The sequence below is a fragment of the Streptomyces sp. NPDC026673 genome, assembly GCF_040638135.1.
Classification (GTDB): domain Bacteria; phylum Actinomycetota; class Actinomycetes; order Streptomycetales; family Streptomycetaceae; genus Actinacidiphila.
In genome coordinates this window covers 20,036-46,055 of record NZ_JBEZXR010000060.1, presented here as the reverse complement: position 1 = coordinate 46,055, position 26,020 = coordinate 20,036, and the positions used below count along the sequence as shown (strand labels likewise).

Genomic DNA, 26,020 nt, shown 5'->3' with positions numbered 1-26,020 from the left:
GCCCACGTGTGCGGTGTGCAGATTTACCGGAGGTAATGTTCAGCCCAACGCCGAGACGGGGGGTCGCCCGCCCGCGGGCAGCCGGGAGAGGCGGTGCGCCGCGCCCGTTCCACGCCGTACGGCCGGTACCGCCGTCACGGGGGGCGCCGGGATGGCGGCGCCCGGGGTCACCCCGAACTCCCCGTCCGGAGCGGCCCCGAGGAGGCGGGCCGCCACCGGCGCCGTCGGCCGGTCGCCCACGCGGGCCGGCGACCGAGGCCCGCCCGCAGAGGGGCGGCGTGGGGCCGGCCGCTCGCGGTCGGCCGTGCGGCGACGAGGCGGCCGGGGGAACCGGGCACGCCCTGGCCCGCGCCCGCCGCGGCGAACAGCGGGGCCGGCCATGCGGGCGGTGCCCCGTGGCCGGTCGCCACGCGCAGGGTCTCCCGCTCCGGGAAGCCCGCGGCGACCGCCCCGCGGGACCGGATGCGGCGCGGGGCGCGCTGCACGGGTCTCAGCCGGCGTCGGCGGCGCCGTCGGCCCCGTCCGCCGACAGGCCGAAGTCGCAGAGCCTGCCGATCAGTTCCAGCGCCGTGTCCGTGAGGTCCGCGGCCTCGCGCCCGTCGCCGCAGGCGACGAGCTCCCGCCCGATCTCGGCGATCGTCGTCGTGAGGGCGATGAGCAGGGCGCGGTCGCCCGGCCGTTCCTGGGTGATGCCGAGCAGCGTCGCGTTGTGGCTGATCCAGGTCCGCAGGTTCTGCCGGCCCAGCAGATCGAAGCCCGGAGGGGTGTCGCCGGTGTAGAAGAGCCTGGCCATCTCCCGGCGGGCCCAGGTGTGCTCCAGGTAGGCGCGGGTGCCGGTGAGGAAGAGCGCGCGGGGGCGGTCCTCCCCGCTCTCGCGGAGCCGCGCCACCGCACGGGCCGTCGTGTGGACCTGCGCGGTGCGGAACTCCTCCCACAGGGCCAGGAAGAGATCCACCTTGCCGTCGAAGTGGTGGTAGAGGCCGCCGACACTGGCGTCCGCGCGGCGCACCACCTCGGCGATGCCGGCCGCCGCGTACCCCGACTCCCCGAAGACCTCCCGGGCCGCCGTGAGCAGCGCCTGCCGGGTGGTCGCCGCCCGCGAGGGCGTCCGGGCCGGGGCCGGCCCGGACGCCCTCCCGGCGGTGGGGAGGTCCACGGGATCGCCGATGAGCAGCTCGTCACCGCGTGTGTCGCCCATCCCGGGACCTTCCGTCCGTCACGGTCGCGTCGGGCCGTGAACCCACTGCCTGGAGGGGCAGCACACTACCCCTCGTGTCCTACGACGCCGGGATGCCGTCGGCCGGGGCCTGCGGCTGCGCCGTGGTGTACGGGGTGATGGCGCCCTTCTCGTTGTCCGTGACCAGCGGGGTGCCCTGCAGCGCGACCTCGGTGCCCTTCAGGATGCCGATCTGGACACCGGTGTACCCGGCGTGCGAGTCCGCGCTGTACCGGAACGGCACCAGACCCGGCCCGGTGAAGCCGCCCTTCTCCACGGCCTTGACCAGCGACTCGCGCGTGGGGTTCTCGCCCGCGCCCTTCAGTGCCTGGACGAAGGTGTAGGCCATGGACATCCCGAACTCGACGTTGCCGTCGAAGGGCAGCTTCGGGATGTACTTGTCGTGGATCTCGCGGTAGAGCTTGATCCAGCTGTTGGAGGCGTCGGTGGTGGGCGGCATGTAGGTGTCGGTGATGATGCCGTTCATGAGCGCCGCCGGGTCGGCCTTGCCGCCCGCCTGCTTCGCGAACGACTCCAGCAGGCCCGCCAGGGTGGTCGGGTCGGAACCGACGTTGGTCACCACCATCTGCGGGTTGTACCGGAGCTTGAGCGAGGTGAGCTTGAACAGCGCGGTGTACGTCGGGATGGTGAAGAGCACCACCACGTCCGCCTTGGACTGGGCTATGGCCGAGACCTGCGGGGCGATGTCGGTGCCGCCGGGCTGGTAGCTCTGCCGGCTGACCACCGACTCCTTGGGGATGTACTGGTCCAGGCCCTCGACGCCGTCCTTGCCGAAGTCGTCGCCCTGGTAGAAGTAGGCCACCTTCTTGCCCGCGAAGTTCTCCTTGATGTACTGGCCGAGGATCTTGCCCTCGACGACGTAGTCGGGCTGCCAGCCGAAGGTCTGCGGGTGCTTGTCGGGCTGGTCCCAGCAGCGGCAGCCGGAGGACACGAACAGGTCCGGCACGCGGCGGCTGTTGAGGAAGTCGACCACCTTGGTGTGGGTCGGCGTGCCGAGGCCGCCCAGCATGGCGAAGATCTTGTCCTCGAGGACGAGTTCCTTGGTGACCTTCACCGTCTGGGTCGGGTTGTACCCGTCGTCCTTGTAGCGGAAGTCGATCTTCCGGCCGTTGACCCCGCCGTTCGCGTTGACGTGGTCGAAGTACGCCTTCGCGCCCGCGGAGACATTGCTGTAGCCGGGTGCCGCGGGCCCGGTGAGCGGCTGGTGGCTGCCGATGACGATGCTGTCCTTGGTGACGCCCGGCGCGGCCGAACCGCTGCCGGAACCACCCGAACAGGCGCTGAGCACCAGTGTCAGCACCGCCAGCGCGGCACCTCCGCGCAGACGCAGGCCGTATCGGTGACTTCTTCTCATGACCCCTCCTGGAACCGAACGGGATTCGGTGGGTGTGTGGACGGATGTCGGGTGCGGTGTCGGTGGAGCACGGAACGGGATACGGGCGGTCAGGTACGGGGGCCCCGGGTGCGGAACCGCCGGACCAGACGGGTGAGGGCCCCGTGGATCCCCTGCGGGAACAGGAGCATCGACAGGACGAGGGCGAGGCCGTACAGGGCGAGCGGCAGGTTGGCGTAGAAGCCCCGGGACAGGTGCAGGGCGTCCGCCACGTCCCCGGTCCAGTTGGGCAGCAGGACGAGGAGCACCGAGCCGTACACGGCGCCGGCCAGGCTGCCCAGTCCGCCGAGCACGGCGGCGGTGAGCAGGGACAGCGACAGCGCCAGCGGGAACGCCCCCGGCGCGGCCAGCGAGCTGACCACCGCGAGCAGTCCGCCGCCCAGCCCCGCGCAGGCCGCGCTGACCACGAACGCGAGCACGCGCAGCCGCGCCACATGGATCCCGGCCAGCGCCGCGGAGACCTCGTCGTCCCGGATCGCCCGCCACGACCGGCCGACGCGGCTGCGCCCCAGATCGGCGAGGAACACCAGCACCACCACGGCGCACAGCACGCAGACCCACGCCTGCCAGCGCTCCAGCGGGAAGTACGGGCCCAGCGCCTCGGGCGGCGGGGGCGAGGCCACCACGAGCCCGTTCTCGCCGCCCAGCAGATCGGTCAGGTGCCGGTAGTTCGCCAGCGCCGGCAGCCCGACGGCCAGGGTCAGGGTCGCCCCCGCGAGATACGGGCCCTGCAGGCGCGCCGCCGCGGCGCCCACCAGCGCGCCGACGGCGGCCGTGACCGCCGTGCCCGCCAGCAGCGAGACGGTCAGCGACCAGCCCAGCTCGGTGAGGAAGAGCCCGGTCCCGTAGGCGCCGACCGCCATCAAGGCGCCGTGGCCCAGCGAGATCTGGCCGTTGGTCCCGGTCAGGACGGTCAGCCCGGCGACCGCGCACACATAGGTGGCGACGGTGGCGACCTCCAGGTTCTGGTACGGCGAGAGCAGGGCGCTGACGGCGCAGACCACCAGCAGCCCGGCCAGCGCGGGCACCAGGTGCCGCACCGCGGTGCGGTCCATCGGCCCGCGCAGTCGCGCCCCGAGGCGGGCCGGGGCGGACCCGGTGAGCGGGGTCGTCGTGTCGGTCGTGTCGGTCATCAACAACCCCTCACACCCGTCGCACGGAGGTACGCGAGAACAGGCCGTTGGGCCTGATCATGAGCACCGTCATCAGCACCGCCAGCGCGCCCAGCAGCGCGACCTCGGACCCCAGGTAGCCGGAGACGTAGCTGAGCGTCAGCCCGACCACGAGCCCGCCGACCACCGCCCCCGGCGGGCTGTCCAGCCCGCCGACGACCGCGGCGGCGAAGCCGAACACCAGCACCGCGTCGAACTGGTTGGGCCCGACGAAGGTCGCCGGCGCCACGAGGACCCCGGCCAGCGCCCCCACCGCCCCGGCCAGCGCCCAGCCCAGCGTGAGCACCCGCCCGACGCGCACCCCGAACATGCGGGCCACCTCGGGGGAGAACGCCGCGGCACGCATGCGCAGCCCGACCGGGGTGACCCGGAAGAGCACCACCAGCAGGGCCATCACCACCAGCACGGCGCCGATGACGAACAGGTCCGCGGGCGACAGCAGCAGCCTGGCGCCGCCCACCGTGAAGCCCTCGATGCCCAGCAGCGGCGGGAAGGAGCGCGGCGAGCCGCCCCAGACCATGCCCGCCACGGCCTGCAGGAACAGCAGCAGCCCGAGGGTGACGATGACCGCGTTCATCGGCGGCCCGTTCTCCACCGGGCGGACCAGCAGCCGCTCCACCACCGCCCCCAGGACGAAACCGGAGGCGAGCGCGGCCAGCAGGCCGAGCCAGTACGAGCCGGTCGCGTGGATCACGCCGAGGGCGACGAAGGTGGTGATCATCAGCATGCCGCCCTGGGCGAAGTTGACGATCCGGGTCGCCCGCCAGATGAGCACCAGGGCCAGCGCGACCGCCGCGTAGACGATGCCGCTGCTCACCCCGCCCAGTGTCAGATTGATGAAATACATTCAGAACCCCAGATAGGCGTGGCGGAGGTCGTCCGCGGTGGCGAGGCGCGCGGCCGCGTCGGCCGCGACCACCCGCCCCAGGTTCAGCACGACGCCGTGGTCCGCGACGGACAGGGCGCTGCGCGCGTTCTGCTCCACCAGGAGCACGGTGAGCCCCTGCCGCTCCCGCAACTCCCGCAGGACGGCCAGGATCTGGGCCGTGACCCGGGGAGCGAGCCCGAGCGAGGGCTCGTCGAGCAGCAGCAGCCGCGGCCCGGTCATCAGGGCCCGGCCGATGGCGAGCATCTGCCGCTCGCCGCCGGAGAGCGTCTCCGCGAGCCTGCTCCGCCGCTCGGCCAGGGCGGGGAAGAGGGCGTACACCTCCTCCAGTCCCGCGGACAGGCGCTGCCGACGCTCCCGGCGGTCCCGCCACAGCCCGCCCAGCCGGAGATTGTCCTGGACGGTCAGTTCGGTGATGACCCCGCGCCCCTCGGGCACATGGGCCAGACCCAGCCGCACGACCTCCTCCACGGGCAGCCGCGTGATGTCGGTGCCGTCGAGCAGGACGCTCCCGGAGCAGGGCCGGACGAGTCCGTTGACGGTGCGCAGGAGCGTGGTCTTGCCGGCGCCGTTGGCACCGAGCACGGCGGTGATGCTGCCCTGGCCGACGGTGAGGGAGACCTCGTCCAGGGCCTTCACCATGCCGTAGGAGACGACGAGTTCACGGACCTCAAGCATGGGAGGACTCCTCTCGGGGCCCGGACGCCGCCGCGTCCGCCTCGGTCCCGCCGGTGACCTCGTCGCCGAGGTACGCCTCCGTCACCAGCGGGTCGTCGCGCACCTCGTCCGGTGTGCCGTAGGCGATGGCCCTGCCGAAGTCGAGGACGAGGACCCGGTCGCAGACCCGCATGACGAGATCCATGTGGTGTTCCACGAGGATCACCGCCATCCGTTCGCGCAGCCCGGCGATGACCTCGCCCAGTTCGCCCATGCCGTCCTCGGACAGTCCCGAGGCCGGTTCGTCGAGCAGCAGCAGCCGCGGCTCGCCGACCAGCGCCCGGGCGAGCGCGACCTGCTTCTGCACCCCGTAGGGGAGCTCGCCCGGGAGCCGGCCGGCGGCGTCCTCCACCCCGAGGTCGCGGAGCACGGCCAGCGACCGGTGCCGCAGCAGCCGCTCGTCCCGGTCCGAGCGGGGCAGGCCGAGCAGCGCGGAGGTGAAACCGGCCCGCGCGTGCCGGGTCGCCCCGACCATGACGTTCTCCAGCACGGTCAGCCGGGGGAACAGGCCCAGGCCCTGGAGGGTCCTGGCGATGCCCAGCCGGGCCAGTTGGTGCGGGCGGGGCCAGGGCAGGGCCCGGTCCTGCCAGTGCAGTGTCCCGGCGGCCGGGCGGACGAAGCCGCACACCGCGTTGAACAGGGTCGTCTTTCCGGCCCCGTTGGGCCCGATGACGCCGAGCACTTCGCCCGGCCGGACCGACAGGGACACGGCATCGAGTGCGGACAGGCCTCCGAAGGAGACCCCGAGTCCGTCGATGCGCAGGAGGCTTTCCACCAGTCACCCTTCCTTGGGGAGTTCGGCGGGGTGGTACGGGACGAGGGGGCGGGGGTCGGATGCGCGGGGCGGCGGCGAGGCGTCGAGGTGACACGCCGGCGAGGTGGTCGGGTCGGGACGCCGCCGGGCCGCTCGCGCGCGGTGGCCTGCCGGTCGGAGAGGTCTTCCGCAGCCGGACCGAATCCGAATCGGATTCGGTTCCGACTGAGGGTGACCCCTGCCCGAAGCCCTGACAAGCCCCCGGTGGCGGGGAGTTGGGTCAGCCGGCGCCCGCGGGCAGCCGCGCCTCGCCCGCCTCGTGGCGGCGCCTGCTCTCGGCGGCCGTCCCGTCCCGGCGCCTCCGGTCGTAGCGGCTGCCCGGCCGGCCGGCGAGGAAGCCGAAGGGGATGGACGCCAACCCGGCGGTCCGCAAGGGGAACCAGTGGAAGTCGCGGCCCGGGAAGAGCGCGGTGGGACCGCCCGACCCCGCCGTGGAGAACACCGTCGGCAGCGGGGCGCAGGCCGTTCCGCCGTACAGAGTGGCGAGCAGTCCGGTGCGGCCGAAGCCCCGCCGGAACAGCGCGTACGTGAGGGCGGGCGCGACCGCGGAGGCCCCGATCGCCGGCGCCGTCGTGGTCATGACCGCCACGTTCCGGTCCCGCACCGGGGCGGCCGACGTCGCCGCTTCCGCGCCGACTCCCGCCGCCGCCCACCGGGCCACCGCCAACTCCGTCCGCGGTGCGGCCCGTCCGCCGCGCGTCGCGGGCCCGAACAGGTCGTGCGCCCCCGAGCCGCAGTCGGCCGCCAACTGGTTCACCGGGCCGCTCCGTCCAGGGCCGCCCGCTGCCGCACGCGCAGTGCCGCCGGGTCCACCGAGCGCCGCGCGGTGCGTGGGGCGGCCCGGTGGGCCGCGCGGGTGGTCGCGGTGGTGGTGCCGCTGGCGGCGGCTGCCGGTGGTGCCAGGTGTCGCCGTGGTACGTCATCGCGCGGCTCCAAGCGGATTGCGTGGCGGGGGGTGTGCGGGCGCGGTGGAGGGACGGGCAGGTTCGACCGGTGTACGCCGGGGCGTCGCGTGCCCCGGGGTGGCCGCACGATACCGACTGGTCGGCATGTCGGGAAGAGGTGCTGCAGGTCACGGTTGGAGCACCGGCCCGGATCCCTCGTCGGACAGCAGGCGCGGAGCTTCCGGATCGCCACCGGAGAAGCTCTCGGATGGCGCCGATCGGACCGGGACGATGTCCCAGCCGGCACCGCTCGCGCGGGACGAGGCGCCGCGCGACCGTGGGGGTGGGGGCCGCCGGCAGGACACGGTCATCCGCCCCGGGCAGGGGCGTGACGGGAGAGCGGTGCCGCTCTTCGCGTGGGGGACCGCGGGGTCGGAGACGGTGCGCGTCCGGTGGCGTGCGGCGCTGGCCGGTCATCGCATTGGGCGGGACGTGTTCGGGTGGGGTCGCCCGTGGCCCTCGGGCTCCGCCCGTGACGCGCGAGCGCGCGTCCGCAGGGCGGATGACACCGTGGGCATGCGGCTTCACGATCGTGCCGGGGACGTCGGCTCCGCGGCGGCCCGGCGGCGGGCCCGCACGGTGCCGCCGTCAAGGCAGGGCATGGGCACGGAAACGCCCGCCGTGCCACCCGTCCGTGCCACCGTCCTGTCCGTGCCGCCGCGATCCGGGCGGCACGGACAGGACCGGGAGTGCCTGCGCCGAAGGCGGCACCGGCGCCCCTGATGGCACAGCGTTCAAGCGGCGCGGTTGCCGACCAGCAGATCCGCCAGCTTGTTGAGTCGCCGGACGGTACGGTCCTCCGTGGCCGCGGGCGCGGGGTCGACGCGTTCGGCACGGTCGTAATAGGCGCCGTTGACGATCTCGACCGTCGGGTCGCACAGGCGGGCCACGTAGGTGGCGCCCTCGGCGGCGGTGACTCCCTCGTGGGCGTACAACGGCAGCAGGGCCGTGTCACATACCCCGGGGTGAACGGAGACCGCGGTGACGCGCGGGTCGGCGGCGAAGACGGTGAGGGCGAGCTGGGACTGGGCGTAGGCGGCGACCCTGGAGTAGCGGCGAGCGCGGTGGGGATCCCCCCACTGGATCGAAGCCGTGCGGTGCAGGGACGAGGACACGTTCACGACCCGGCCCCCCGGTTCGCTGGTGAGCGCCGGCTCCAGCAGGCAGGTCAGCAGATAGTGGGCGAGGAAGTTGACCTGGAATGCGATCTCGTTCCCGTCGTCGGTGATGGTGTGCCGTTCCGGTGCGGCGATTCCGGCGTTGTTGACGAGGACGTCCAGGTGCGGATGCCGCTCGCCCACTTCACGGGCCAGGGCCTCGACCTCGTCGAGGTGGGTGAAGTCGGCACCGTAGGGGTGGAGGCGGCGGGCATCGACGCCGACCGTGGCGATGAGGCGGTCGGCCGCCGCCAGGGCCTCTTCGGTGGTGCGGCCGTGCATCAGCACGGTGGCACCCCCTTCAGCGAGTTGGCGGGCCGTCTCGTAGCCGATACCGGAGATGGCTCCGGTCACGAGGACCGTACGGGAGGAGGGGGCGGAGTCAGGCATGGTCCCATCCGGGTTCGGGGCACGCCGCGCCCACGATCAAGGGGCGCGCGGCATGCGGGGGAGGAGAAGAGGTGACAAGCCGACAGGCGCCGGGAACGGGTTCCCGGCGCCCTGACGGCAAGGGGTGACGCGCCGGCGTCAGCGACAGGCGGACGCGAGCGGTTCCGGACAGCGCGGCGAACGACACGGCAGCCCATCGGGATGGGGCGGCCGGTCGAGGAGGAGCCAGGCGCTGTTCACGGACCCCATGGAAGCCGTCTCCAGGGACGGGGGCAAGGTCGCCGCGCGTACCCTGACGCATCTCTGACACGCTCCGAGGCGCCGGGCCGGACATTGACGGGATTTTGTCGCCTCATCCCGCAACGACGGGGAACCAGCCCTCCCCGAATCGCCATGCTTCAGTGGTGTGAGGTCAACCAGCTCTGATTCAAGGCAAGTTGGGCAGCGACCCCAGCATATGGTGATCTGCGGCGACGACAGTCTCACCCATCGGCTCGCCGTGGAACTGGACGGGGTGTGCGGTGAGGCGGTGACCGTCGTCCTGCCGTCCCAGCGCGACGAGTACGGCGCGGAGATCGCCTCGTTGCACCGCGATCCGCGGTCGCCGATCGAACTGCTCGTGGCGGCGCGCCCGGACGAGCAGACCCTCCTGGCGGCGGGCGTCGATCGTGCCGCGGCCCTCGCCCTCGCCTACGGCGACGACCAGGTCAACGTGACCGCCGCGCTGCTGGCACGCAGCCTCAACCCCTCGATACGCCTGGTCATCCGCATGTTCAACCGGGAGCGGGGACGCCACCTGGAGCACCTGCTGGACCGGGCGGCCGCCGTTCTGGCCGGCCGGGACGGCGGCGACGATCCGGACCTGGCCGCGTCCACCACGGTGCTCTCGGACGCCGACACCGCCGTACCGGAACTGGTGGCGGCCGCCGCCGTCGGCCATGGACACACCCTGCAGGTCGAGGGGAAGGTCTTCCGCGGCGTCGTCCGGTCCGCGGGCACACCGGGCCATACGAGGGACCTGGCCACACTCGCCGTGCTGTCCGGCGCGGACCAGGACGACCCGGGCAGCGAGGACAGCCCGGAGACCCCGGGCGAGGGCGGCACGCAACTGCTGCCGGACACCTACACGGCCTACCACCGGCAGTTCACCCACGGCCGGCTGATGCTCGAGGAGGTGACGCACCACCACGCGCCGGAACCGGCCGCACGCGAGCGCCGCAGCCGCGTCGGGAGCTGGCTGGGGTCCCACCTGGCACACCTGCCGTGGAGGGTCTTCCTCTCCCGTGAGGTGAGCGCCGTCTTCCGGGTCCTGGCCGCGGTGGTGCTCGGCCTCTCGGCCGCCACGGCGCTGTTCGCGGACGAACACCCGTGGTGGAAGAACGTGTATCTGCCCCTGCTGGACATCTTCACCATGGGCGACCCCGCCACGGGCGATTCGGTGGCCCGCCGCGTCCTCCAGCTCATCGCCGGATTCGTGGGCCTGGCCGTGCTGCCCCTCGTCGTCGCCGCCACTCTCAATGCCACCGAGGCCTTCCGCAGGGCCTCCGTCGGCCACCCACCCCACGACGAACTGGCCGGCCACATCGTCCTGGTCGGTCTCGGCAAGATCGGCACCCGGGTGCTGGCCCAGCTGCACACGACCGACCACGAGGTCGTCGCGGTGGAACGGAATCCCCACGCGCGGGGTGTGGCTCTCGCCCGCGAGCTCGGAGTCCCGCTGCTGCTGGAGGACGCCGGAGTACCGGGAGTCCTCGACCGGGCGCGCATCGGACAGAGCAGATCGCTGCTCGTGCTCACCCGGGACGACGGAGAGAACCTCGACATCGCGATGGCGGCCCGCGAGGCCAATCCCGATGTCCGCGTGGTCATGCGCCTGTACAACGACGACTTCGCCGCCACCGTCCAGCGCACCCTGCGGGCGTCCTACCCTGACGCTCTCACGCGCAGCCGCAGCGTCTCGGCGCTTGCCGCCCCGTCCTTCGCCGCCGCGATGATGGGCCGTCACGTACTGGGCATCATGCCGGTCGAGCGGGGCTCGCTGCTGTTCACCGTCGTCGACGTCGCCGGGCACCCGGAACTGGAGGGGCGTTCGGTGTACGAGGCGTTCCGGGCGAACGAGTGGCGGCTGCTGGCCGTCGGGTCGGCCGGCGCGGCTCGGGTGTCCTCCTCCGCGGACACCCTGGCCGGCATCCGGCTGGACCGGCCGCCCGGTCTCGACTGGCGTCCCGCCCCCGGCCGGGTCCTGCGCGCGGGCGACCGTGTCGTCCTGGCCACGACAAGGCGCGGCATGGACATCCTGATGACCGGCGTGCAGCCGCACCCGGCGGAACGCCGGGGCGAGCGCACGGACCGCTGACGCCGCGGCCGCGGCGCTCCCGTCCGGGACGAGAACGGCTCCGTCACCGCGTCGTGGTGGGCGCCCACCGCCGGTTCACCGCCGTCACACCGCCGTCACGAGGACGGCGGGACGTGCGGCGGGTGGACCGGGACCTCGCACCACACCTGCTTGCCGCCGCTCAGCGGCATCGTCCCCCAGGCCGCCGACATCGCCTCGACGAGGAGGATGCCGCGGCCGCCCGTGTCGTGCCAGTTGACGATGGCCGGCTTGACCGGCGTCCGCGGCGAGGCGTCGCCGACGGCGATCCGCAACCGGTCCCCGGTGAGCGTGAGGTCCATCCGCACCTGGCCGTCGGTGTGCACCAGGGCGTTGGTGACCAGCTCCGAGACGACCAGCAGCACGGTGTCGGCGTCCGCGCTCAGCCCCCACGACCGCAACGTCCGGGAGGTGAAGCGGCGGGCGTGCGAGGCGGCGTCCGGCAGCCGCCACACCGTCCAGCTCTCGCGCACGGGCTTGATCGCCATGCCGTCGTAGCGCATGAGCAGCAGCGCCACGTCGTCGTTGCGGGTCGCCGCGCCGAGCAGGGCGTCGGCCATCCGCCCCAGGTGGGAGGGGTCGGCGTCGGCTAGGTCGCGCGACAACCGCCCGATGCCCTCGTCCAGGGGGAGTTCGGCGGACTCCACCAGGCCGTCCGTGGTCAACGCCAGGACCGTCCCGTTCTGCAGCCGCAGCGGGATCAACGGGAAGTCCGCGTCGTCGATCACCCCCAGCGGCGGTCCGCCGTCCCCCTCCACCGTCCGCGTGGTGCCGTCGGGCAGCCGCAGCACCGGGGGCAGATGCCCGGCGCGGACGCACCAGGCACTGCCCTCCTCCATGTCGATGCTGACGTAGCAGCAGGTCGCGAAGAGATCCGTCTCCATGCCCATGAGCAGGCGGTTGGCGTGGGAGACGACGACATCGGGGGAGTGGCCCTCGACGGCGTAGGCGCGGATCGCGGTGCGCATCTGGCCCATGAGCGTGGCGGCCCCGGCGTTGTGCCCCTGGACGTCGCCGATGACCAGCGCCACGTGGTGGTCGTGCAGGGGTATGACGTCGTACCAGTCGCCGCCGACCTCGAGGCCGCCGGTCGTCGGCAGATACCGGGCGACCGCGACCCCGCCCGGGAGCACCGGGAGCCGGCGCGGCAGCAGGGTGCGCTGGAGGGTGCCGACCAGCTCGTGCTCGGCGTCGAAGGCCCGTACGCGGACCAGCGCCTGGCCTATCAGGCCGGCCGCGGCGGTCAGCACCGCCCGCTCGTCCGCGCCGAACTCGTGCGGCCGGTCCCAGCCGATCAGACAGCATCCGACGACCCGTCCGGCCGCGGGCAGCGGCAGCACCGCGAGCCCTCCGGGACCCACACCGGCCAGCGTGGACTCCAGCGGCGCCCCGGCCGGCCAGAAACCGATCCGGCCCTCGCGCAGCGCGGCCGCCAGGGTGGGCATGGCGCGGATCGGCGCGTCCGGCCATTCCGAACGCCATTCGGTGCGCCACACCTCGGGCCACGCGGAGGGCGCCGCAGGGTCGAGGACGGTGACCACGAGCCGGTCGTTCTCCAGTTCGGCGAGCGCGATCCGATCGGCGTTCAGCGGTCCGCGCAGCGCCCCCACCACGACCGTGCTGACCTCCCGTACGGTCGAGGCGTTGGCCAGGTCGGCGGCCAGCTGCTGCACCCGTCCCACGTCGTTGACCCCGGCCCGCATCCGCGAGGCGTCCCCGACCGTGCCCAGCAGCCGTACCGGGCGGCCGTCCGGGGCGAACAGCACCCGGCCGCGCAGCCGCAGCCAGCGGAGCTCACCGGACGGTCTTCGGATGCGGAACTCCAGCTCCCGGTCGCCGGTCGCCATGTGCCCCGCCTCGACCACCGACATCAGCGCGGGCAGGTCCTCGGGAACGGTGAGCGCGAGCAGGGTCTCCACCCGGCCGTCGAACCGCGCCGGCTCCATGCCGAACAGCTCGAGCACGTCGTCGCCCACGCTGATCCAGCCGGTGTCCATGTCGAGGGTGAACCCGCTGCCCCGGGACTCCGCCCCGGCCACCGGATCGGTCTCGCCGCACTCGTCGCCGGGAGCGGGACCGGGGTGGCCGATCGCCGCGGCGAACAGCTCCAGGGTCTGCCGCTCCTCGGGCTCAAAGCCGTCGGGGTCGTCCGTGACCGCCACCAGGCAGCCGACGCACACGTGGTCCGCCCGCAGCGGCAGGGCGACGAGCGAGCCCTCCAGCGGCGCCGAGCCGCCGTTCCCGGCAGGCTGGGCGACCTCCGCGAGCCCCGCGCGGACCGGCCGGTCCTGGCGGACGGCGACGGCCATGGGGGAGTCGCCGTCCGTCGGATAGCTCTGGCGCAGCCCGTGCAGGGCGCGCGGCACCCCGGCCGAGGCGACCAGGCACAACCGCCCACCGGTCTCCGCGGGCGCGTACACGGCGACGTGGGTCGCACCGGTGAAGACCAGCGCCTGTTCGATGACCGACCGCAGGCGCGCGGAGTGGCCGAGGTCGGATCGGAGCGTTTTGAGCGCGAGCTCGGCGGACAGCGCCCGAACTCTGCGTCCTTTCGCGCCGTCGCTGACCACGTGGTCATTACACCGCCTCCGGGGCCCCGGCGCAGCCCGTGTGCAGGGAATCGTCACGCGGTGTGAGAAGAAGGCGTGTCACGCGCTCCGCTCAGACCTCCTCGACCAGGCCCTCGCGCAGCCGGGCCACCGCGGAATCGGGCAGCCGCAGCCCGTGCCGGACGTACCCGTCGACGTCGCCCCAGCCTTCCGCGACCGCTGCGAGCGCCGCCTCGAGGTAGCGCGGCCGTACCTCGAGGATCGCGGCGGCGACCTCCGGATCGCCCCCGGACTCCACGAAGCGCCGCAGGTGGGGGCTGTAGGCGGCCTGCACCGCCGCGTTCACCGACAGGAACTCCTCGCGGACCTCGGCCGGGCCGGCCCCCAGCAGCATCAGCAGCAGGGCGCTCGCCCAGCCCGTACGGTCCTTGCCCGCCGTGCAGTGGAAGAGCACCGGCCGGGCCACGGGGTCGGCCGCGGTCTCCAGCAGCGCGCAGTACGCCGAACACGCGTGCGGGGAGCGCACCATGCGGCGGTACGCCTCGGCCATCACGTCCTCGGCCCGCCCCGAGTCCAGCTCCCGGTGGGCCCCCGCGGGGTCGGCGAGCAGCTCCTTCAGCCGGGCCGGTGCCATCCGCGGGGTGTCGCCGAAGACGTCGGCGACGAAGAGCCGGGCGCCCGCGGGCAGCACGTCGGGAGCCGCGGCACGCTCCTCGGCGGTGCGCAGGTCGACCACGGTCCGGATGCCCAGGTCCGCCACGCCGGGATCGGTCGCGGGGTCGTACCGGTCGAGCCGGCCGGATCGCAGCACCGCCCCTGCCCGGACGGCGCGCCCCGGACCGGCGCGGGCCAGCGGGATGCCGCCCAGGTCCCGCAGGTTCACCACGGTCCCGGCGGCGATGGCGGTGCCGGTTGCCATGTGCTCATGGTGCGACGGGCGCGCGAGCGGCGCGATCCGGCCCGCCGCGGGGCCGCGGCGCCGCCGGGGCGTGGCCTCAGCGCGCGGGGAAGGTGTAGGTGTAGCCGGCCGCGTCGAGCCGGTCGAGCAGCGTCTCCAACGCCTGTACGGTCTGGGCCCGGTCGCCGCCCCCGTCGTGCATGAGCACGATGGCGCCGGGCCTGAGCTCGGAGTTCACGGTCGAGACGATGGCGTCGGCGCCGGGGCGCCGCCAGTCCTCGGAGTCGACGGTCCAGCCGAGCGGGCGCAGGCCGTGGTCGGCGGCGATGGCGCGGATCGCGGGGGAGAAGTCGCCGCCGGGCGCACGGTAGTACCACAGCGGCGTGTCGCCGGTGCCCGCGGCGCGGGAGATCTCGTTCCGGGCGTCGAGTATCTCGTGGCGGTTGTACTCCTCGGACTTGTGGCTCTGCGCCTCGTCGTGGTGGACGGAGTGGTCGCACAGACGGTGGCCGGCCGCGGCGATCTCGCGCACCAGGCCGGGATGGGCCCGGGCGTTCGGGCCTATCTCGCAGAACGTGGCCTTGGCGTGGTGGCGGGCGAGGACCTCGAGGATCTTCGGGGTCCACACCGGGTCCGGGCCGTCGTCGAAGGTCAGGGCCACGGCCCGGCCCGGAGCCTCGACGCCATGTTGGATCGAGCGGGCCGTCACGGCCGCCCCGCGGACCGGGACGCGGGCCGGCGAACCGTGGGCCGCCGTGCCGTGGGGCGGCCGCGCGGTGTGGGAGGGGGCCGGCGTGTGTGCGGGATGCGTCACGCCACCGCCGTGGTGCGCCGCGGGCGGGGAGGCTGCGGTCGCGCCCGGGGTGCCGGACGACGGGGCGGCCGACGGCGCGGCGGCCGTCCTCGAGGGCGTCGCGGCGGGCGCGGGCACGGGTCCGGGGGACACGGTGGCCCGGGCGGACGGCCCCGAGGCCGCGGCACCGGTGCTCTGCATCACGTGCTGCGTGCCACAGGCGGCCAGCGTGGCTCCGGCGAGGGTCACCGCCGCGAGGGCTCCGAGGGCGCGGGTCGGGCGGATCGTCGGTGCCACGGTGCATACCTCCTGGGGCCGGCCGCCGCATGCCGGGCATGCGGATCAGCCCCCACCGTAGGCGGCGCACTGCGGCCTGACCTCGGTCTTTCGGCCGTTGTCCGGTCCTTCGCGTACGGGACCTTGGTCCTCTTGCGGCAGCTGCGACACGATGCCGGGAAGCCGGGTCCGCGGCCGCGCGAGGGCCGCCTCCGTGTTGCGCGGCCGCCCCGGGCGCGTGATCGTGGGCGGCGGGACAGTCCGGCCCGCTCGAGCTTCCGCACCGTGGTCCACACAGGGGTCGCCGCATGAGCACACACTTTGACGTCGTCGTCCTGGGCGCGGGGCCCGGGGGGTATGTCGCCGCCATCAGGGCCGCCCAGCTGGGCCTGCGCACGGCGATCGTCGAGGAACGCTACTGGGGCGGGGTCTGCCTCAACGTCGGCTGCATCCCGTCCAAGGCCCTGCTGCGCAACGCCGAACTGGCCCACATCTTCACCAAGGAGGCCAAGACCTTCGGCATCCGGGTGAACGGCGAGGTCGCCTTCGACTACCGCGAGGCGTTCGCGCGCAGCCGCAAGGTCGCCGACGGCCGGGTCAAGGGCGTCCACTTCCTGATGAAGAAGAACGACATCACGAAGTTCGAGGGCCACGGCACCTTCACCGACGACCGCACCCTGCACGTCGCCCACGGTTCGGGCGGCAGCGAGACCGTCACCTTCGACCACTGCATCATCGCCACCGGCGCCACCACCAGGCTCCTCCCCGGCACCTCGCTCAGCGAGCGGGTTGTGACGTACGAGGAGCAGATCATGACGGACACGCTCCCGCGGAGCATGCTCATCGCGGGGGCCGGGGCGATCGGCGTCGAGTTCGCCTACGTCCTGCACAACTACGGGGTGAAGGTGACCCTCGTCGAGTTCCTCGACCGGCTCGTCCCGCTGGAGGACGAGGAGGTGTCGGCCGAACTCTCCCGCCAGTACCGCAAACTGGGCATCGACGTGCTCACCTCGACCCGGGTCGAGGCGATCAACGACTCCGGCGACTCGGTCAAGGTCATGGTGACCACCGGCGGCCAGCGGCAGACCCTCCAGGCCGACAAGGTGCTCCAGGCGATCGGCTTCCAGCCGCGGATCTCCGGCTACGGCCTGGAGCAGACCGGGGTCCGGCTCACCGAGCGCGGTGCCATCGACATCGACGAGTACTGCCGCACCAGCGTCCCGCACATCTACGCCATCGGCGACGTCACCGCGAAGCTGATGCTCGCGCACGCCGCCGAGGCCATGGGCGTGGTCGCGGCGGAGACCATCGCGAGCGCCGAGACGATGTCGCTGGACTACGTGATGATCCCGCGGGTCACCTTCTGCCAGCCGCAGATCGCCAGCTTCGGATGGACGGAGGCCCAGGCGCGCGAGCGCGGCTTCGACGTGCGGGTGGCCAAGTTCCCCTTCACCGCCAACGGCAAGGCGCACGGTCTGGGCGACGCGAGCGGCTTCGTGAAGCTCATCAGCGACGGCAAGTACGGCGAGCTCCTGGGCGGCCACCTGATCGGCCCCGAGGTCACCGAGCTGCTGCCGGAGCTGACGCTCGCCCAGAAGTGGGACCTGACGGCCGCCGAACTGGCCCGGAACGTCCACGGTCACCCCACGCTCAGCGAAGCGGTGCAGGAGGCGATCCACGGCCTGGCAGGGCACATGATCAACTTCTGAACCCCGCCCCGGCGCCAGAGGTGACGCCGCATGATGCATCCCCGGACCGCAGCCCGTCGCACGGTTCTGCAGCCCCGGGGCTAGACGCCGGTGGGTGGGTGCGGGTTCGTCTCGCTCCCTTCGGTCGCAAGGCGGCGGGCTGCGGAGGGGAGGGTGGGGGGCGGGGCCCTCGTGGCGGTGTGCGGGTGGGTTCGTGGTCGGGGTTCAGGCGCCGGAGCGGGATTCCTCTCCCGTGCTGGCTGTCTCGTTTCCGTCCGCGGGTATAGATGGCTGGTTGCGACGCCCACCGTCCGTGGGTGGCGCGCCCGCCGTCACCGGCGTCTGCGGGTAATTCCCCGACAGGACATGGGTTCGGCAGGTCGATTTACGAGATCGGGCTCTGTTTCGCCGAATATGTCGGCGAAACAGAGCCCGATCTCCCGCAGACCCCTCGACAGCACCTCGAATCAGCCGCAGACGCCGGTTACGGCGGGCGCGCCCACCACCGGCAGTAGGCGTGGAAGCGGTCATCTATACCCGCGGACGGCGACGAGACCTCAACCGGCGGAAAGGCACCCCGCTCCGGCGCCTGAACCCCGGCCACTCACCCGCCCGCACACGCCCGACGAGGGCCCGCCCCACCCTCCCCTCCGCAGCCAGCCGCTGTGCGACCGAAGGGAGCGAGACGCCGGGACAGCCGAACACCGGCGGCACCGGCAGCACCACCCACACCACCCCACACGCTCGACCGAATCGCGCGGCCCCGCGGCCCCCTGCCCGTCCGTCAGCGGCGGCGGCGCTGCAGGATGACGACGACCGCCGCGCCGACGGCGGCGGCCAGCAGCCCCGCCACCGCGGCGCGTTTCGCGACCGGGGCGCCGGCGACCCTGAGCAGGTCGATCGGCTCGTCCGCATGACCCGGCGGCACGGGAGGCGCGTCCTCGGCTGCGTGCTCGGAGGCGTCCTCGGCGGCTTCCTCGCTCCCGGCAGGGCGCTGCGGCGCGGCCAGCCGCCCGGCCAGGCACTCGGCGAACTGCCCGATGATGCGGTCGCCGACCTCCGCCATCACACCCCGCCCGAACTGGGCGGGCCGTCCGGTCACCGAGAGGTCGGTCGTCACCGACACCACCGTGGCGCCGTCCTTCTCCGTCAGGGTGCCGGTCACCGTGGCCCGCGCCGTGCCCTGCCCCCGGAGCTCCTTGCCGCGGGCCGCCAGTACGACGCGGTGCGCGGTACCGTCCCGCTCCTCGAAGACCGCCGTGCCGTGGTACGTCACGGTCACCGGGCCGACCTTCACCTTCACCGCGCCGGTCACGGTCTCACCGTCGTACTCCTCCACGGTCGCACCCGGCATGCACGGTGCGACGCGCTCGATGTCCAGCAGCGCCCGCCAGGCGTCCTCCACCGGGACGGGGACGCCGAACTCGTGGTGCAGCTCCATGATCTCCTCCTCACACCGGCCTGAGGACCGGAGGGTGGATCGCGCCGGCCGTGCCCGACAGCGGGGTGCCGCTGCCGCCCCAGCGCAGCGCGATGATCTCGGCGGCGATCGACACCGCGACCTCCTCGGGGGTGCGCGCGCCCAGGTCCAGCCCGATCGGCGAGCGCAGCCGGGTCAGTTCGGCCGGACCCAGCGTCGTGTCGCGCAGCCGCTTCAACCGGTCGTCGTGGGTCCGCCGGCTGCCCATGACGCCGATGTACGCGGCGGGGCGGCGCAGCGCGACCTCCAGCAGCGGAACGTCGAACTTGGGGTCGTGGGTGAGGACGCACACCACCGTGCGGTCGTCGGTCTCCGTGCCGCTCAGATAGCGGTGCGGCCAGTCGACGACGACCTCCACGCCCTCGGGGAAGCGCTTCGGGGTCGCGAACACCGGACGCGCGTCGCAGACGGTCACCCGGTAGCCGAGGAAGAGCCCGATCCGCGCCACCGCCGCCGCGAAGTCGATCGCGCCGAACACCAGCATCCGCGGCGGTGGGGCGAAGGACTGCAGGAACACGGTCACGTCGTCCTCGCGCCGCTCGCCGTGCGCGCCGTAGTGGCGCTGCCCGGTCGCGCCCTGGGCGAGTTCACCGCGCGCGTCGTCGGTGACCGCCGCGTCCAGGCCCTCGGAGCCGAGCGTGCCCGCGACCCGGTCCGGCCAGACCGCGAGCGCGGCGCCGCGCGGCGCCGGTCCGTCCAGCACGGTCGCGGAGACCACCGGACGGTGCTCCGCCACGGAGGCCGCGACCTCGCCGAAGCCCGCGTCGGTGGCGGGCGACACCGGCCGGACCAACAGGGTGATCTCCCCGCCGCAGGTCAGGCCGACCTCGAAGGCGTCGGCGTCGCTGTAGCCGAAGGTGTGCAGCCGGGACTCGCCCGACTCGACGACCTCCTTGGCCAGTTCGAAGACCGCGCCCTCCACGCAGCCCCCGGAGACACTGCCGACGACTTCGTCGTCCGGCCCCACCGCCATCGCCGCGCCCGGCCCGCGCGGTGCGCTGCGGCTGACCGCCACGACCGTGGCCAGTCCGAAGGGGGTTCCCGAGGCGTACCAGCGGCTCAGCGCCGGAAGGATCTCACGCACCGTCGGCTCCTCTCACCACGGCGGCCAGACGTTCCAGCGCGCCCAGACTGTGCCCCTCCACGAAGGCGTCCACGCTCGGCAGCGCGGCCGCCATCCCCGCCGCCAGCGGGGCGTAACCCGGCCTGGCCTTGCGCGGATTGGCCCACACCACGCGGTGCGCCAGCCGGGACAGCCGCCGCATCTGCGCGGCGAGCAGGGCGGGGTCGCCGCGCTCCCAGCCGTCCGACAGCAGGACGACCACCGCGCCGCGTGCCGTCCCCCGCGCCCCCCAGCGGTCCAGGAACGCCCGCAGCGTCTCGCCGAGCCGGGTTCCGCCGCTCCAGTCGGGCACCGCCGCCCCGACCGCGGCCATCGCCGCGTCGGGGTCCCGGCGCGCCATCTCCCGGGTGACCCGGGTCAGCCGGGTGCCCAGGGTGAACACCTCGGTGGGGGTGCGGCCGCGCGAACCGTGCGCGGCGGCGTGCGCGAACCGCAGCAGCGCTTCCGCGTACGGGGCCATCGACCCGCTGACGTCCAGCAGCAGCACCACCCGGCGCGGCTTGCGGGCCGGAGCCCGCCGCAGCAGTACGGCCGGTTCTCCGCCACGGCGCAACAACTCCCGTACGGTGCGCCGCGGATCCACGTCGCCGTGGCGCGCCGGACGCCGCCGGGAAGTGCGGCGCGGCTCGCCATCCAGGGCGAACACCGCCAGCAACCGGTGGAGTTGGGCGCGCTCGGCCGGGGTCAGGGCGGCCATGTCGCGGTGCCGCAGCACCTCCGTCGCACTGGCGAGCGCGGTCGCGGTGGGCCCGGCGCCCTCCTCCCCGTCGGCCGCACGCTCTCCCGGCACGGCCCGCGGCACCGCGGGCGGGCGCAGCGGGCGGACGGCCGGCCGCACCCGGCGGGGCGGCGGCCGGTCACCGCCGAAGAAGGCGGCGAAGACCCGGTCGTAGCGCTCCAGGTCGTCGGGGCCGCCGCACAGCGTCAGCCGCCCCGCCCAGTACACATCGCGGCGCAGCGCCGGATCGAGCCGGCCGAGCGCTGCCAGGAACGCCGCCACCCGGTCGGGACCGGCCGGCACCCCGGCGGCCCGCAGGGCGCGGGCGAAGCCCACCACCCCCGCCGTACCGTCCGCCGTGACCGTGTCCACCGTGCTCACCGGGATCCGCCCGCCCGCGCGGCGAGGATCTCCGACAGATCCAGCGAGCGCGCCCGCTCCGCGTCCTCGCGGTACTTCAGCACCGAGCCGAGGGTGGTCATCGCGAGGTCCGCGTCGAGCTCCGTGGCCCCCAGCGCGGCCAGCGCCTCCGCCCAGTCGATGGTCTCCGCCACCCCGGGCGGCCGCACCAGGTCCTGTTCCCGCAGCAGTTGCACCACCGCCGTCACCTGCGCCGCGAGCCGGGCCGCCACCTGCGGCTGCCTGCGCCGTACGATCGCCAGTTCCCGCTCGAAGGCGGGGTGCTCGAACCAGTGGTAGAGGCAGCGCCGCTTCAGCGCGTCGTGCACCTCGCGGGTCCGGTTGGACGTCAGCACCACCACGGGCGGCGACTGCGCCCGCAGGGTGCCCAGTTCGGGGACGGTGACCGAGTACTCCGACAGCAGCTCCAGCAGGAAGGCCTCGAACTCGTCGTCCGCGCGGTCGATCTCGTCGACGAGCAGTACCGAGGGACTGGTCTCCAGGGCCCGCAGCAGCGGCCGCGCCAGCAGGAACCGCCGGCTGTACAGCTCGCCCTCCAGGGCCTCCGGGTCGCTGACGCCCGCCGCCTCGGCCGCCCGCAGGTGCAGCAACTGCCGTGGGAAGTCCCAGTCGTACAGCGCCTGCGACGCGTCGATGCCCTCGTAGCACTGGAGCCGGATCAGCGGGGCGCCGAGCGCCTCCGCGAGGGCGTGCGCCAGCGCGGTCTTGCCGACGCCCGCGTCGCCCTCGCAGAAGATCGGGCGGTGCAGCGTCAGCGCCAGGTAGCAGGCGACGGCGAGGCCGTCGTCGACCAGGTATCCGGTCTCCTCCAGACGCGTCCGCAGCTGCTCCGGGCCCGCGATCCCCGGGAGCGGCCCCTCGGTCTGTCCCGGGAGCCCGGCGGCGGTGGCCGGGGCGGCATCGCGGGCCGGGGCGGCAATGCCGGGCAGGGCGGCATCGCGGGGCGGGGCGCCGGGCGCCGGGGCGCCGGGGCCGTGGGGTCCCACCGCCCCGGCGCGTGCCGTCGTCACGGGAAGCGGCCCGCAGGCGGGGCCCGCCGGGGCGGACCACCCCGGCGGGATCCCGCGCGCCGACCCGGTCATGTGCTGCGTCCGCTCCTCATGACAGATCCGCCGCGGCCAGGACCGCCCTGCGGGTGAGCACCCTCGCCAGGTGCTCCCGGTACTCGGCGGAGGCCGACAGGTCGGAGGCGGGACGGGTGCCCTCCGCCGCGCCGTCCGCGGCCGCGGCAACCGCCTCCGTTACGGCGTCGGCCCCCGCGAGGGCCGCCTCGCAGGCGGTGGCCCGCACCGGGGTGGGCCCCATGTTCGACAGGCCGATGCGTGACTCGACAATGCGGCCGTCGTCGCGCCGCACCAGCGCGGCCACTCCCACCACCGCCCAGGCCTGGGCGCTGAGCTGGAACTTCTCGTAGTGGAAGCCCCAGGCATCGCTCTTGGGCACGCGCACTTCCACCAGCAGTTCGTCGGGCCGCAGCGCGGTTTCCAGATAGTCGGTGAAGAACTCCCGGGCCGGGATCACGCGCCGCCCGTCCGGGCCCTGGGCGACCAGTTCGGCGTCCAAGGCGAGGACCGCCGCGGGCACGTCCCCGGCAGGGTCCGCGTGGGCGAGGGCGCCGCCGATCGTGCCGCGGTGACGCACCGCCGGATCCGCCACCGTGGCCGTGGCGGCGGCCAGCAGCCCGGCGTGCCGCCGCACCAGCGGGTCGTGCACGACGTCGTGGTGCGAGGTCAGGGCGCCGATGACGAGGGCGTCCCCGTCGACCCGGACCCCGCGCAGAGCGGGGATCCGGCCGACGTCCACGACGAGTTCGGGGAAGGCGAGCCGCAGCCGCAGGATCGGCAGCAGGCTCTGGCCGCCGGCGAGCACCTTCGCCTCGTCCCCGGCGAGCGCGAGCTGCCCCACGGCCTCCTCCACGCTGCGGGGCCTGGCGTAGTCGAACGACGCGGGAATCATGAGCTGCCCTCCTCCGGCCGGGCGGACCGCGCCTCGCGCAGGGCCCGCCAGATCCGTTCCGGCGTGCACGGCATCGGCACGTCCGCGACGCCCAGCGGCCGCAGGGCGTCGACCACGGCGTTGACCACCGCGGGGGTCGAGGCGATCGTCCCGGCCTCGCCGACGCCCTTGACGCCCAGCGGGTTGGTGGTCGCCGGCGTCTCGGTGCGGTCGGTGAGGAAGTCGGGCAGGTCGGCCGCGCTGGGCACCAGGTAGTCGGCCATGGTGCCGGAGACCAGGTTGCCCTCCTCGTCGTACACCGCCTCCTCGAACAGCGCCTGGGCGATGCCCTGCGCGAGTCCGCCGTGCACCTGGCCCTCCACGATCATCGGGTTGACGACCTTTCCGACGTCGTCCACGCACACGTAGCTGCGGATCCGCACCCGGCCGGTCTCGGTGTCCACCTCCACCGCGCACAGATGCGTGCCGTGCGGATAGGAGAAGGCCTCCGGGTCCTCCACATGCTCGGCGTTGATCGTCGGTTCCAGTCCGTCGGGCAGGTCGTGCGAGGTGAACGTCGCGAACGCCACCTCCTGGATGGTCTTGCGCGCCTCCGGCGAGCCCTTCACGGAGAAGACGCCGTTCGCGAAGTCCAGGTCGTCCTCGCTCGCCTCCAGCAGGTGCGCGGCGACCTTGCGGGCCTTGTCCACCACCTTCCGCGCGGCCCGGTGCACGGCCACCCCGCCGACCACCAGCGAGCGGGAGCCGTAGGTGTCCATGCCCTGCGGCACCGTGCGCGTGTCGCCGTGCAGCACCTCGACGTCCTCGAAGGGCACGCCCAGCACGTCGGACGCGATCTGGCTCCAACTCGTCACATGGCCCTGCCCGTGCGGGCTGGTGCCGGTCAGCACCTCGACCTTGCCGGTGGGGAGCATGCGGATGGACGCCGCTTCCCAGCCGCCGGCCCCGTACCGCAGGTCGCGCAGGATCCGGCTGGGCGCGAGCCCGCACATCTCCGTGTACGTCGACACGCCGATGCCGAGCCGCACCTGGTCGCCGCGCTCCTCGCGCTTGCGCTGCTCGGAGCGGAGGTCGTCGTAGCCGAAGAGGGCGAGCGCCTTGTCCGTCGCCGACTCGTAGTTCCCACTGTCGTAGGTCAGTCCGCCGATGGTGGTGTACGGGAACTCGTCGTGGCCGATCCAGTTGCGGCGGCGCAGCTCCACCGGGTCCATGTCCAGTTCGGCGGCGAGCTCGTCCATCATGCGCTCGATCGCGAAGGTGGCCTCTGGGCGGCCCGCCCCGCGGTAGGCGTCGGTGGGGGTCTTGGTGGTGAACACGCCCGTGCAGGTGAAGTCGTAGGCGTCCATCTTGTAGATGCCGGGGAACATGAACGCCCCGAGCAGCGGGACGCCCGGCGTCACGATCATCAGATACGCGCCCATGTCGGCGAGCAGGTCCACCTTCAGGCCGAGCAGCTTCCCCTCGCGCGTCGCGGCGAGTTCGAGGTCCTGGATCTGGTCGCGGCCGTGGTGGGTGGCCAGGTACCCCTCGGACCGGGACTCCGTCCACTTCACGGGGCGGCCGAGCTTGCGGGCGACGGCCAGGCCGATCGCCTCCTCGCCGTACACCTGGAGCTTGGAGCCGAAGCCGCCGCCCACGTCCGGCGCGACGACCCGGAGCCGGTGCTCGGGGATGCCGGTGACGACGGCCATCATCACACGCACGATGTGCGGGATCTGCGTGGCGGAGTACAGGGTGTACTGGTCCGAGGTGTCCGGCGGGACCGCCACGACGGCCCGCGGTTCCATGGCGTTGGGGATGAGCCGCTGCTGCACGAAGCGCCGGCGCAGCACCACGTCGGCACGCTCGCGCACGGTCGCGTAGTCCTCGCCGGTGGCCAGCGGCCAGGTGTAGCAGCGGTTGGTGCCCTTGTCGGCGTGGACCAGCGGGGCGCCCTCGGCGAGCGCCGCCTCCATGTCGAGGACCGGGGGCAGCGGCTCGTAGTCGACGTCGATCGCCTCCAGAGCGTCGGCGGCCGCGTAGCGGTCGCGGGCGACGACGACGGCGACCGGGTCGCCGGTGTGGCGGACCTCGTCCACGGCGACCGGCGGGTGCTCGGGGAGCACGATGTCCTCGGTGACGGGCCAGGCGCAGGGCAGTGAGCCGAGCCCCTCGGCCAGGTCGCGGCCGGTGTAGGCGGCGACGACCCCGGGCCGCTCCAGGGCGGGCGTGACGTCGATCCGCTCGATGCGGGCGTGCGCCATGGGGCTGCGCAGGATCGCGAGGTGCAGCAGGCCCGGGACGGTGATGTTGTCGGTCCAGTTGGTCCGGCCGGTCACCAGCCGGGCGTCCTCCTTGCGGACCCGGGCGCGGCCGACCTCGGGCTCGCGTCCGGTGAGCTGGTCGGTCATACCGGTGCCCCGCTTCCGGCCGTGCTCGGCTCGGCGTGCTCGGCCAGGGCGCCGGGTTCGGGGGCGTGGTGCCTGCGTTCCTCGGCGGCGGCCGCGAGCACGGCGCGCACGATGTTCATATAGCCCGTGCAGCGGCACAGGTTGCCCTCCAGGCCCTCGCGAACCTCCTCCGGCGTGGGGTCGGGGTTCTCCCGCAGCAGGTCGCGGGCGGCCATGATCATGCCCGGGGTGCAGAACCCGCACTGCAGGGCGTGCTGCTCGTGGAACGCCTTCTGCAGCGGGTGCCACGTGCCGTCGGCGGAGGCGAGGCCCTGGATCGTCGTCACCTCGCCGCCGTCGGCCTGCACGGCGAGCACGGAGCAGCTCTTCACGCTCTTCCCGTCGAGGTCCACCGTGCAGGCACCGCAGTTCGTGGTGTCGCACCCGACGGGGGTACCGGTCAGACCGAGCCGGTCCCGCAGGTAATGGACGAGCAGGAGGCGGGGCTCCACCTCGTCCTCGTAGGCCGTGCCGTCCACCTTCACCGAGATGCGGGTCATATGCCCTCCCAGAGGCGCCGTGTGGCGAATCCCCCGTTCTGCTCTGATACGCGCAACTGTAGGACGCGGCAGGGGACAGCGCGACGGCTCGGACGCGGGTTTCACG

At 73.8% G+C, this 26,020-nt stretch carries 20 protein-coding genes; 2 read left to right on the top strand and 18 right to left on the bottom strand.

The features are described from left to right. Window positions 1-490: 490 nt before the first annotated feature. From AB0F62_RS31375 to AB0F62_RS31340, 8 genes are all read right to left on the bottom strand, one after another. Window positions 491-1,198 carry a TetR/AcrR family transcriptional regulator gene (locus tag AB0F62_RS31375; protein WP_361806876.1) on the bottom strand — a complete coding sequence of 236 codons (708 nt, stop codon included), beginning with the start codon at window positions 1,196-1,198 and terminating at the stop codon, window positions 491-493. A gap of 79 nt (window positions 1,199-1,277) precedes the next feature. Next, on the bottom strand, window positions 1,278-2,591 hold the full coding sequence (locus AB0F62_RS31370) for an ABC transporter substrate-binding protein (protein ID WP_361806873.1): 1,314 nt from the start codon (window positions 2,589-2,591) through the stop codon (window positions 1,278-1,280). 89 nt (window positions 2,592-2,680) lie between these two features. Then, window positions 2,681-3,763 carry a branched-chain amino acid ABC transporter permease gene (locus tag AB0F62_RS31365; protein ID WP_361806870.1) on the bottom strand — a complete coding sequence of 361 codons (1,083 nt, stop codon included), beginning with the start codon at window positions 3,761-3,763 and terminating at the stop codon, window positions 2,681-2,683. Between the two features lie 10 nt (window positions 3,764-3,773). Then, on the bottom strand, window positions 3,774-4,649 hold the full coding sequence (locus AB0F62_RS31360; protein ID WP_361806866.1) for a branched-chain amino acid ABC transporter permease: 876 nt from the start codon (window positions 4,647-4,649) through the stop codon (window positions 3,774-3,776). Continuing rightward, window positions 4,650-5,366: an ABC transporter ATP-binding protein gene (locus AB0F62_RS31355; protein WP_361806863.1), complete on the bottom strand. Its 717-nt coding sequence runs from the start codon at window positions 5,364-5,366 to the stop codon at window positions 4,650-4,652. It lies immediately after the preceding gene. Then, complete coding sequence (locus AB0F62_RS31350; RefSeq protein ID WP_361806860.1) at window positions 5,359-6,180, bottom strand: ABC transporter ATP-binding protein; 822 nt, start codon at window positions 6,178-6,180, stop codon at window positions 5,359-5,361. Before AB0F62_RS31350 ends, AB0F62_RS31355 begins: the two co-directional genes overlap by 8 nt. A gap of 259 nt (window positions 6,181-6,439) precedes the next feature. Next, window positions 6,440-6,976 carry a hypothetical protein gene (locus AB0F62_RS31345; protein WP_361806857.1) on the bottom strand — a complete coding sequence of 179 codons (537 nt, stop codon included), beginning with the start codon at window positions 6,974-6,976 and terminating at the stop codon, window positions 6,440-6,442. A gap of 921 nt (window positions 6,977-7,897) precedes the next feature. Next, on the bottom strand, window positions 7,898-8,710 hold the full coding sequence (locus AB0F62_RS31340) for an SDR family NAD(P)-dependent oxidoreductase (RefSeq protein WP_361806854.1): 813 nt from the start codon (window positions 8,708-8,710) through the stop codon (window positions 7,898-7,900). A gap of 457 nt (window positions 8,711-9,167) precedes the next feature. Here AB0F62_RS31340 and AB0F62_RS31335 point away from each other — a divergent pair, with 457 nt between their 5' ends. Continuing rightward, on the top strand, window positions 9,168-11,066 hold the full coding sequence (locus AB0F62_RS31335) for an NAD-binding protein (RefSeq protein ID WP_361806851.1): 1,899 nt from the start codon (window positions 9,168-9,170) through the stop codon (window positions 11,064-11,066). A gap of 95 nt (window positions 11,067-11,161) precedes the next feature. On the opposite strand, the gene AB0F62_RS31330 is transcribed toward AB0F62_RS31335, so the two are convergent. The 3 genes from AB0F62_RS31330 to AB0F62_RS31320 form a co-directional block, all read right to left on the bottom strand. Continuing rightward, the gene (locus AB0F62_RS31330) at window positions 11,162-13,654 is read right to left on the bottom strand and encodes a SpoIIE family protein phosphatase (RefSeq protein ID WP_361806848.1); all 2,493 of its coding nucleotides are present in this window, start codon (window positions 13,652-13,654) and stop codon (window positions 11,162-11,164) included. 91 nt (window positions 13,655-13,745) lie between these two features. After that, complete coding sequence (locus AB0F62_RS31325; RefSeq protein WP_361806845.1) at window positions 13,746-14,552, bottom strand: tyrosine-protein phosphatase; 807 nt, start codon at window positions 14,550-14,552, stop codon at window positions 13,746-13,748. A 76-nt stretch (window positions 14,553-14,628) separates the two neighbouring features. Continuing rightward, the gene (locus AB0F62_RS31320; RefSeq protein WP_361806842.1) at window positions 14,629-15,621 is read right to left on the bottom strand and encodes a polysaccharide deacetylase family protein; all 993 of its coding nucleotides are present in this window, start codon (window positions 15,619-15,621) and stop codon (window positions 14,629-14,631) included. A gap of 287 nt (window positions 15,622-15,908) precedes the next feature. Between AB0F62_RS31320 and lpdA the strand changes: the two genes are divergently transcribed. Next, on the top strand, window positions 15,909-17,309 hold the full coding sequence (lpdA, locus tag AB0F62_RS31315) for a dihydrolipoyl dehydrogenase (RefSeq protein WP_361806839.1): 1,401 nt from the start codon (window positions 15,909-15,911) through the stop codon (window positions 17,307-17,309). 763 nt (window positions 17,310-18,072) lie between these two features. Here lpdA and AB0F62_RS31310 read toward each other — a convergent pair. From AB0F62_RS31310 to AB0F62_RS31280, 7 genes are read right to left on the bottom strand one after another with little or no spacing between them, the layout of a single operon-like run. After that, complete coding sequence (locus tag AB0F62_RS31310; RefSeq protein WP_361806836.1) at window positions 18,073-18,729, bottom strand: SRPBCC family protein; 657 nt, start codon at window positions 18,727-18,729, stop codon at window positions 18,073-18,075. A 10-nt stretch (window positions 18,730-18,739) separates the two neighbouring features. Beyond that, window positions 18,740-19,852 carry an XdhC family protein gene (locus tag AB0F62_RS31305; RefSeq protein WP_361806833.1) on the bottom strand — a complete coding sequence of 371 codons (1,113 nt, stop codon included), beginning with the start codon at window positions 19,850-19,852 and terminating at the stop codon, window positions 18,740-18,742. Next, window positions 19,845-20,990, bottom strand: a complete 1,146-nt coding sequence (locus tag AB0F62_RS31300; RefSeq protein WP_361806830.1) for a VWA domain-containing protein — start codon at window positions 20,988-20,990, stop codon at window positions 19,845-19,847. The genes AB0F62_RS31305 and AB0F62_RS31300 overlap by 8 nt, the downstream gene beginning before the upstream one ends. Then, the gene (locus AB0F62_RS31295; RefSeq protein ID WP_361806827.1) at window positions 20,987-22,111 is read right to left on the bottom strand and encodes a MoxR family ATPase; all 1,125 of its coding nucleotides are present in this window, start codon (window positions 22,109-22,111) and stop codon (window positions 20,987-20,989) included. Before AB0F62_RS31295 ends, AB0F62_RS31300 begins: the two co-directional genes overlap by 4 nt. A 16-nt stretch (window positions 22,112-22,127) precedes the next feature. Continuing rightward, window positions 22,128-22,985 (bottom strand): xanthine dehydrogenase family protein subunit M, encoded by an 858-nt coding sequence (locus AB0F62_RS31290; RefSeq protein WP_361806824.1) that lies wholly within the window; start codon window positions 22,983-22,985, stop codon window positions 22,128-22,130. Continuing rightward, entirely contained in the window at window positions 22,982-25,375 is a 2,394-nt protein-coding gene (locus tag AB0F62_RS31285) for a molybdopterin cofactor-binding domain-containing protein (protein WP_361806821.1), read from the bottom strand. The genes AB0F62_RS31290 and AB0F62_RS31285 overlap by 4 nt, the downstream gene beginning before the upstream one ends. Further along, complete coding sequence (locus tag AB0F62_RS31280) at window positions 25,372-25,914, bottom strand: (2Fe-2S)-binding protein (protein ID WP_361806818.1); 543 nt, start codon at window positions 25,912-25,914, stop codon at window positions 25,372-25,374. Before AB0F62_RS31280 ends, AB0F62_RS31285 begins: the two co-directional genes overlap by 4 nt. Between the last annotated feature and the right edge of the window lie 106 nt (window positions 25,915-26,020).

What these genes read in the sequence shown, in the direction of transcription:
- AB0F62_RS31340 (WP_361806854.1), bottom strand. Translation starts at nt 8,710, where the DNA reads ATGCCTGACTCCGCCCCCTCCTCCCGTACGGTCCTCGTGACCGGAGCC.
- AB0F62_RS31335 (WP_361806851.1), top strand. Translation starts at nt 9,168, where the DNA reads ATGGTGATCTGCGGCGACGACAGTCTCACCCATCGGCTCGCCGTGGAA.
- AB0F62_RS31365 (WP_361806870.1), bottom strand. Translation starts at nt 3,763, where the DNA reads ATGACCGACACGACCGACACGACGACCCCGCTCACCGGGTCCGCCCCG.
- AB0F62_RS31360 (WP_361806866.1), bottom strand. Translation starts at nt 4,649, where the DNA reads ATGTATTTCATCAATCTGACACTGGGCGGGGTGAGCAGCGGCATCGTC.
- AB0F62_RS31280 (WP_361806818.1), bottom strand. Translation starts at nt 25,914, where the DNA reads ATGACCCGCATCTCGGTGAAGGTGGACGGCACGGCCTACGAGGACGAG.
- AB0F62_RS31295 (WP_361806827.1), bottom strand. Translation starts at nt 22,111, where the DNA reads ATGACCGGGTCGGCGCGCGGGATCCCGCCGGGGTGGTCCGCCCCGGCG.
- AB0F62_RS31375 (WP_361806876.1), bottom strand. Translation starts at nt 1,198, where the DNA reads ATGGGCGACACACGCGGTGACGAGCTGCTCATCGGCGATCCCGTGGAC.
- AB0F62_RS31290 (WP_361806824.1), bottom strand. Translation starts at nt 22,985, where the DNA reads ATGATTCCCGCGTCGTTCGACTACGCCAGGCCCCGCAGCGTGGAGGAG.
- lpdA (WP_361806839.1), top strand. Translation starts at nt 15,909, where the DNA reads ATGAGCACACACTTTGACGTCGTCGTCCTGGGCGCGGGGCCCGGGGGG.
- AB0F62_RS31325 (WP_361806845.1), bottom strand. Translation starts at nt 14,552, where the DNA reads ATGGCAACCGGCACCGCCATCGCCGCCGGGACCGTGGTGAACCTGCGG.
- AB0F62_RS31370 (WP_361806873.1), bottom strand. Translation starts at nt 2,591, where the DNA reads ATGAGAAGAAGTCACCGATACGGCCTGCGTCTGCGCGGAGGTGCCGCG.
- AB0F62_RS31355 (WP_361806863.1), bottom strand. Translation starts at nt 5,366, where the DNA reads ATGCTTGAGGTCCGTGAACTCGTCGTCTCCTACGGCATGGTGAAGGCC.
- AB0F62_RS31310 (WP_361806836.1), bottom strand. Translation starts at nt 18,729, where the DNA reads ATGGAGCTGCACCACGAGTTCGGCGTCCCCGTCCCGGTGGAGGACGCC.
- AB0F62_RS31285 (WP_361806821.1), bottom strand. Translation starts at nt 25,375, where the DNA reads ATGACCGACCAGCTCACCGGACGCGAGCCCGAGGTCGGCCGCGCCCGG.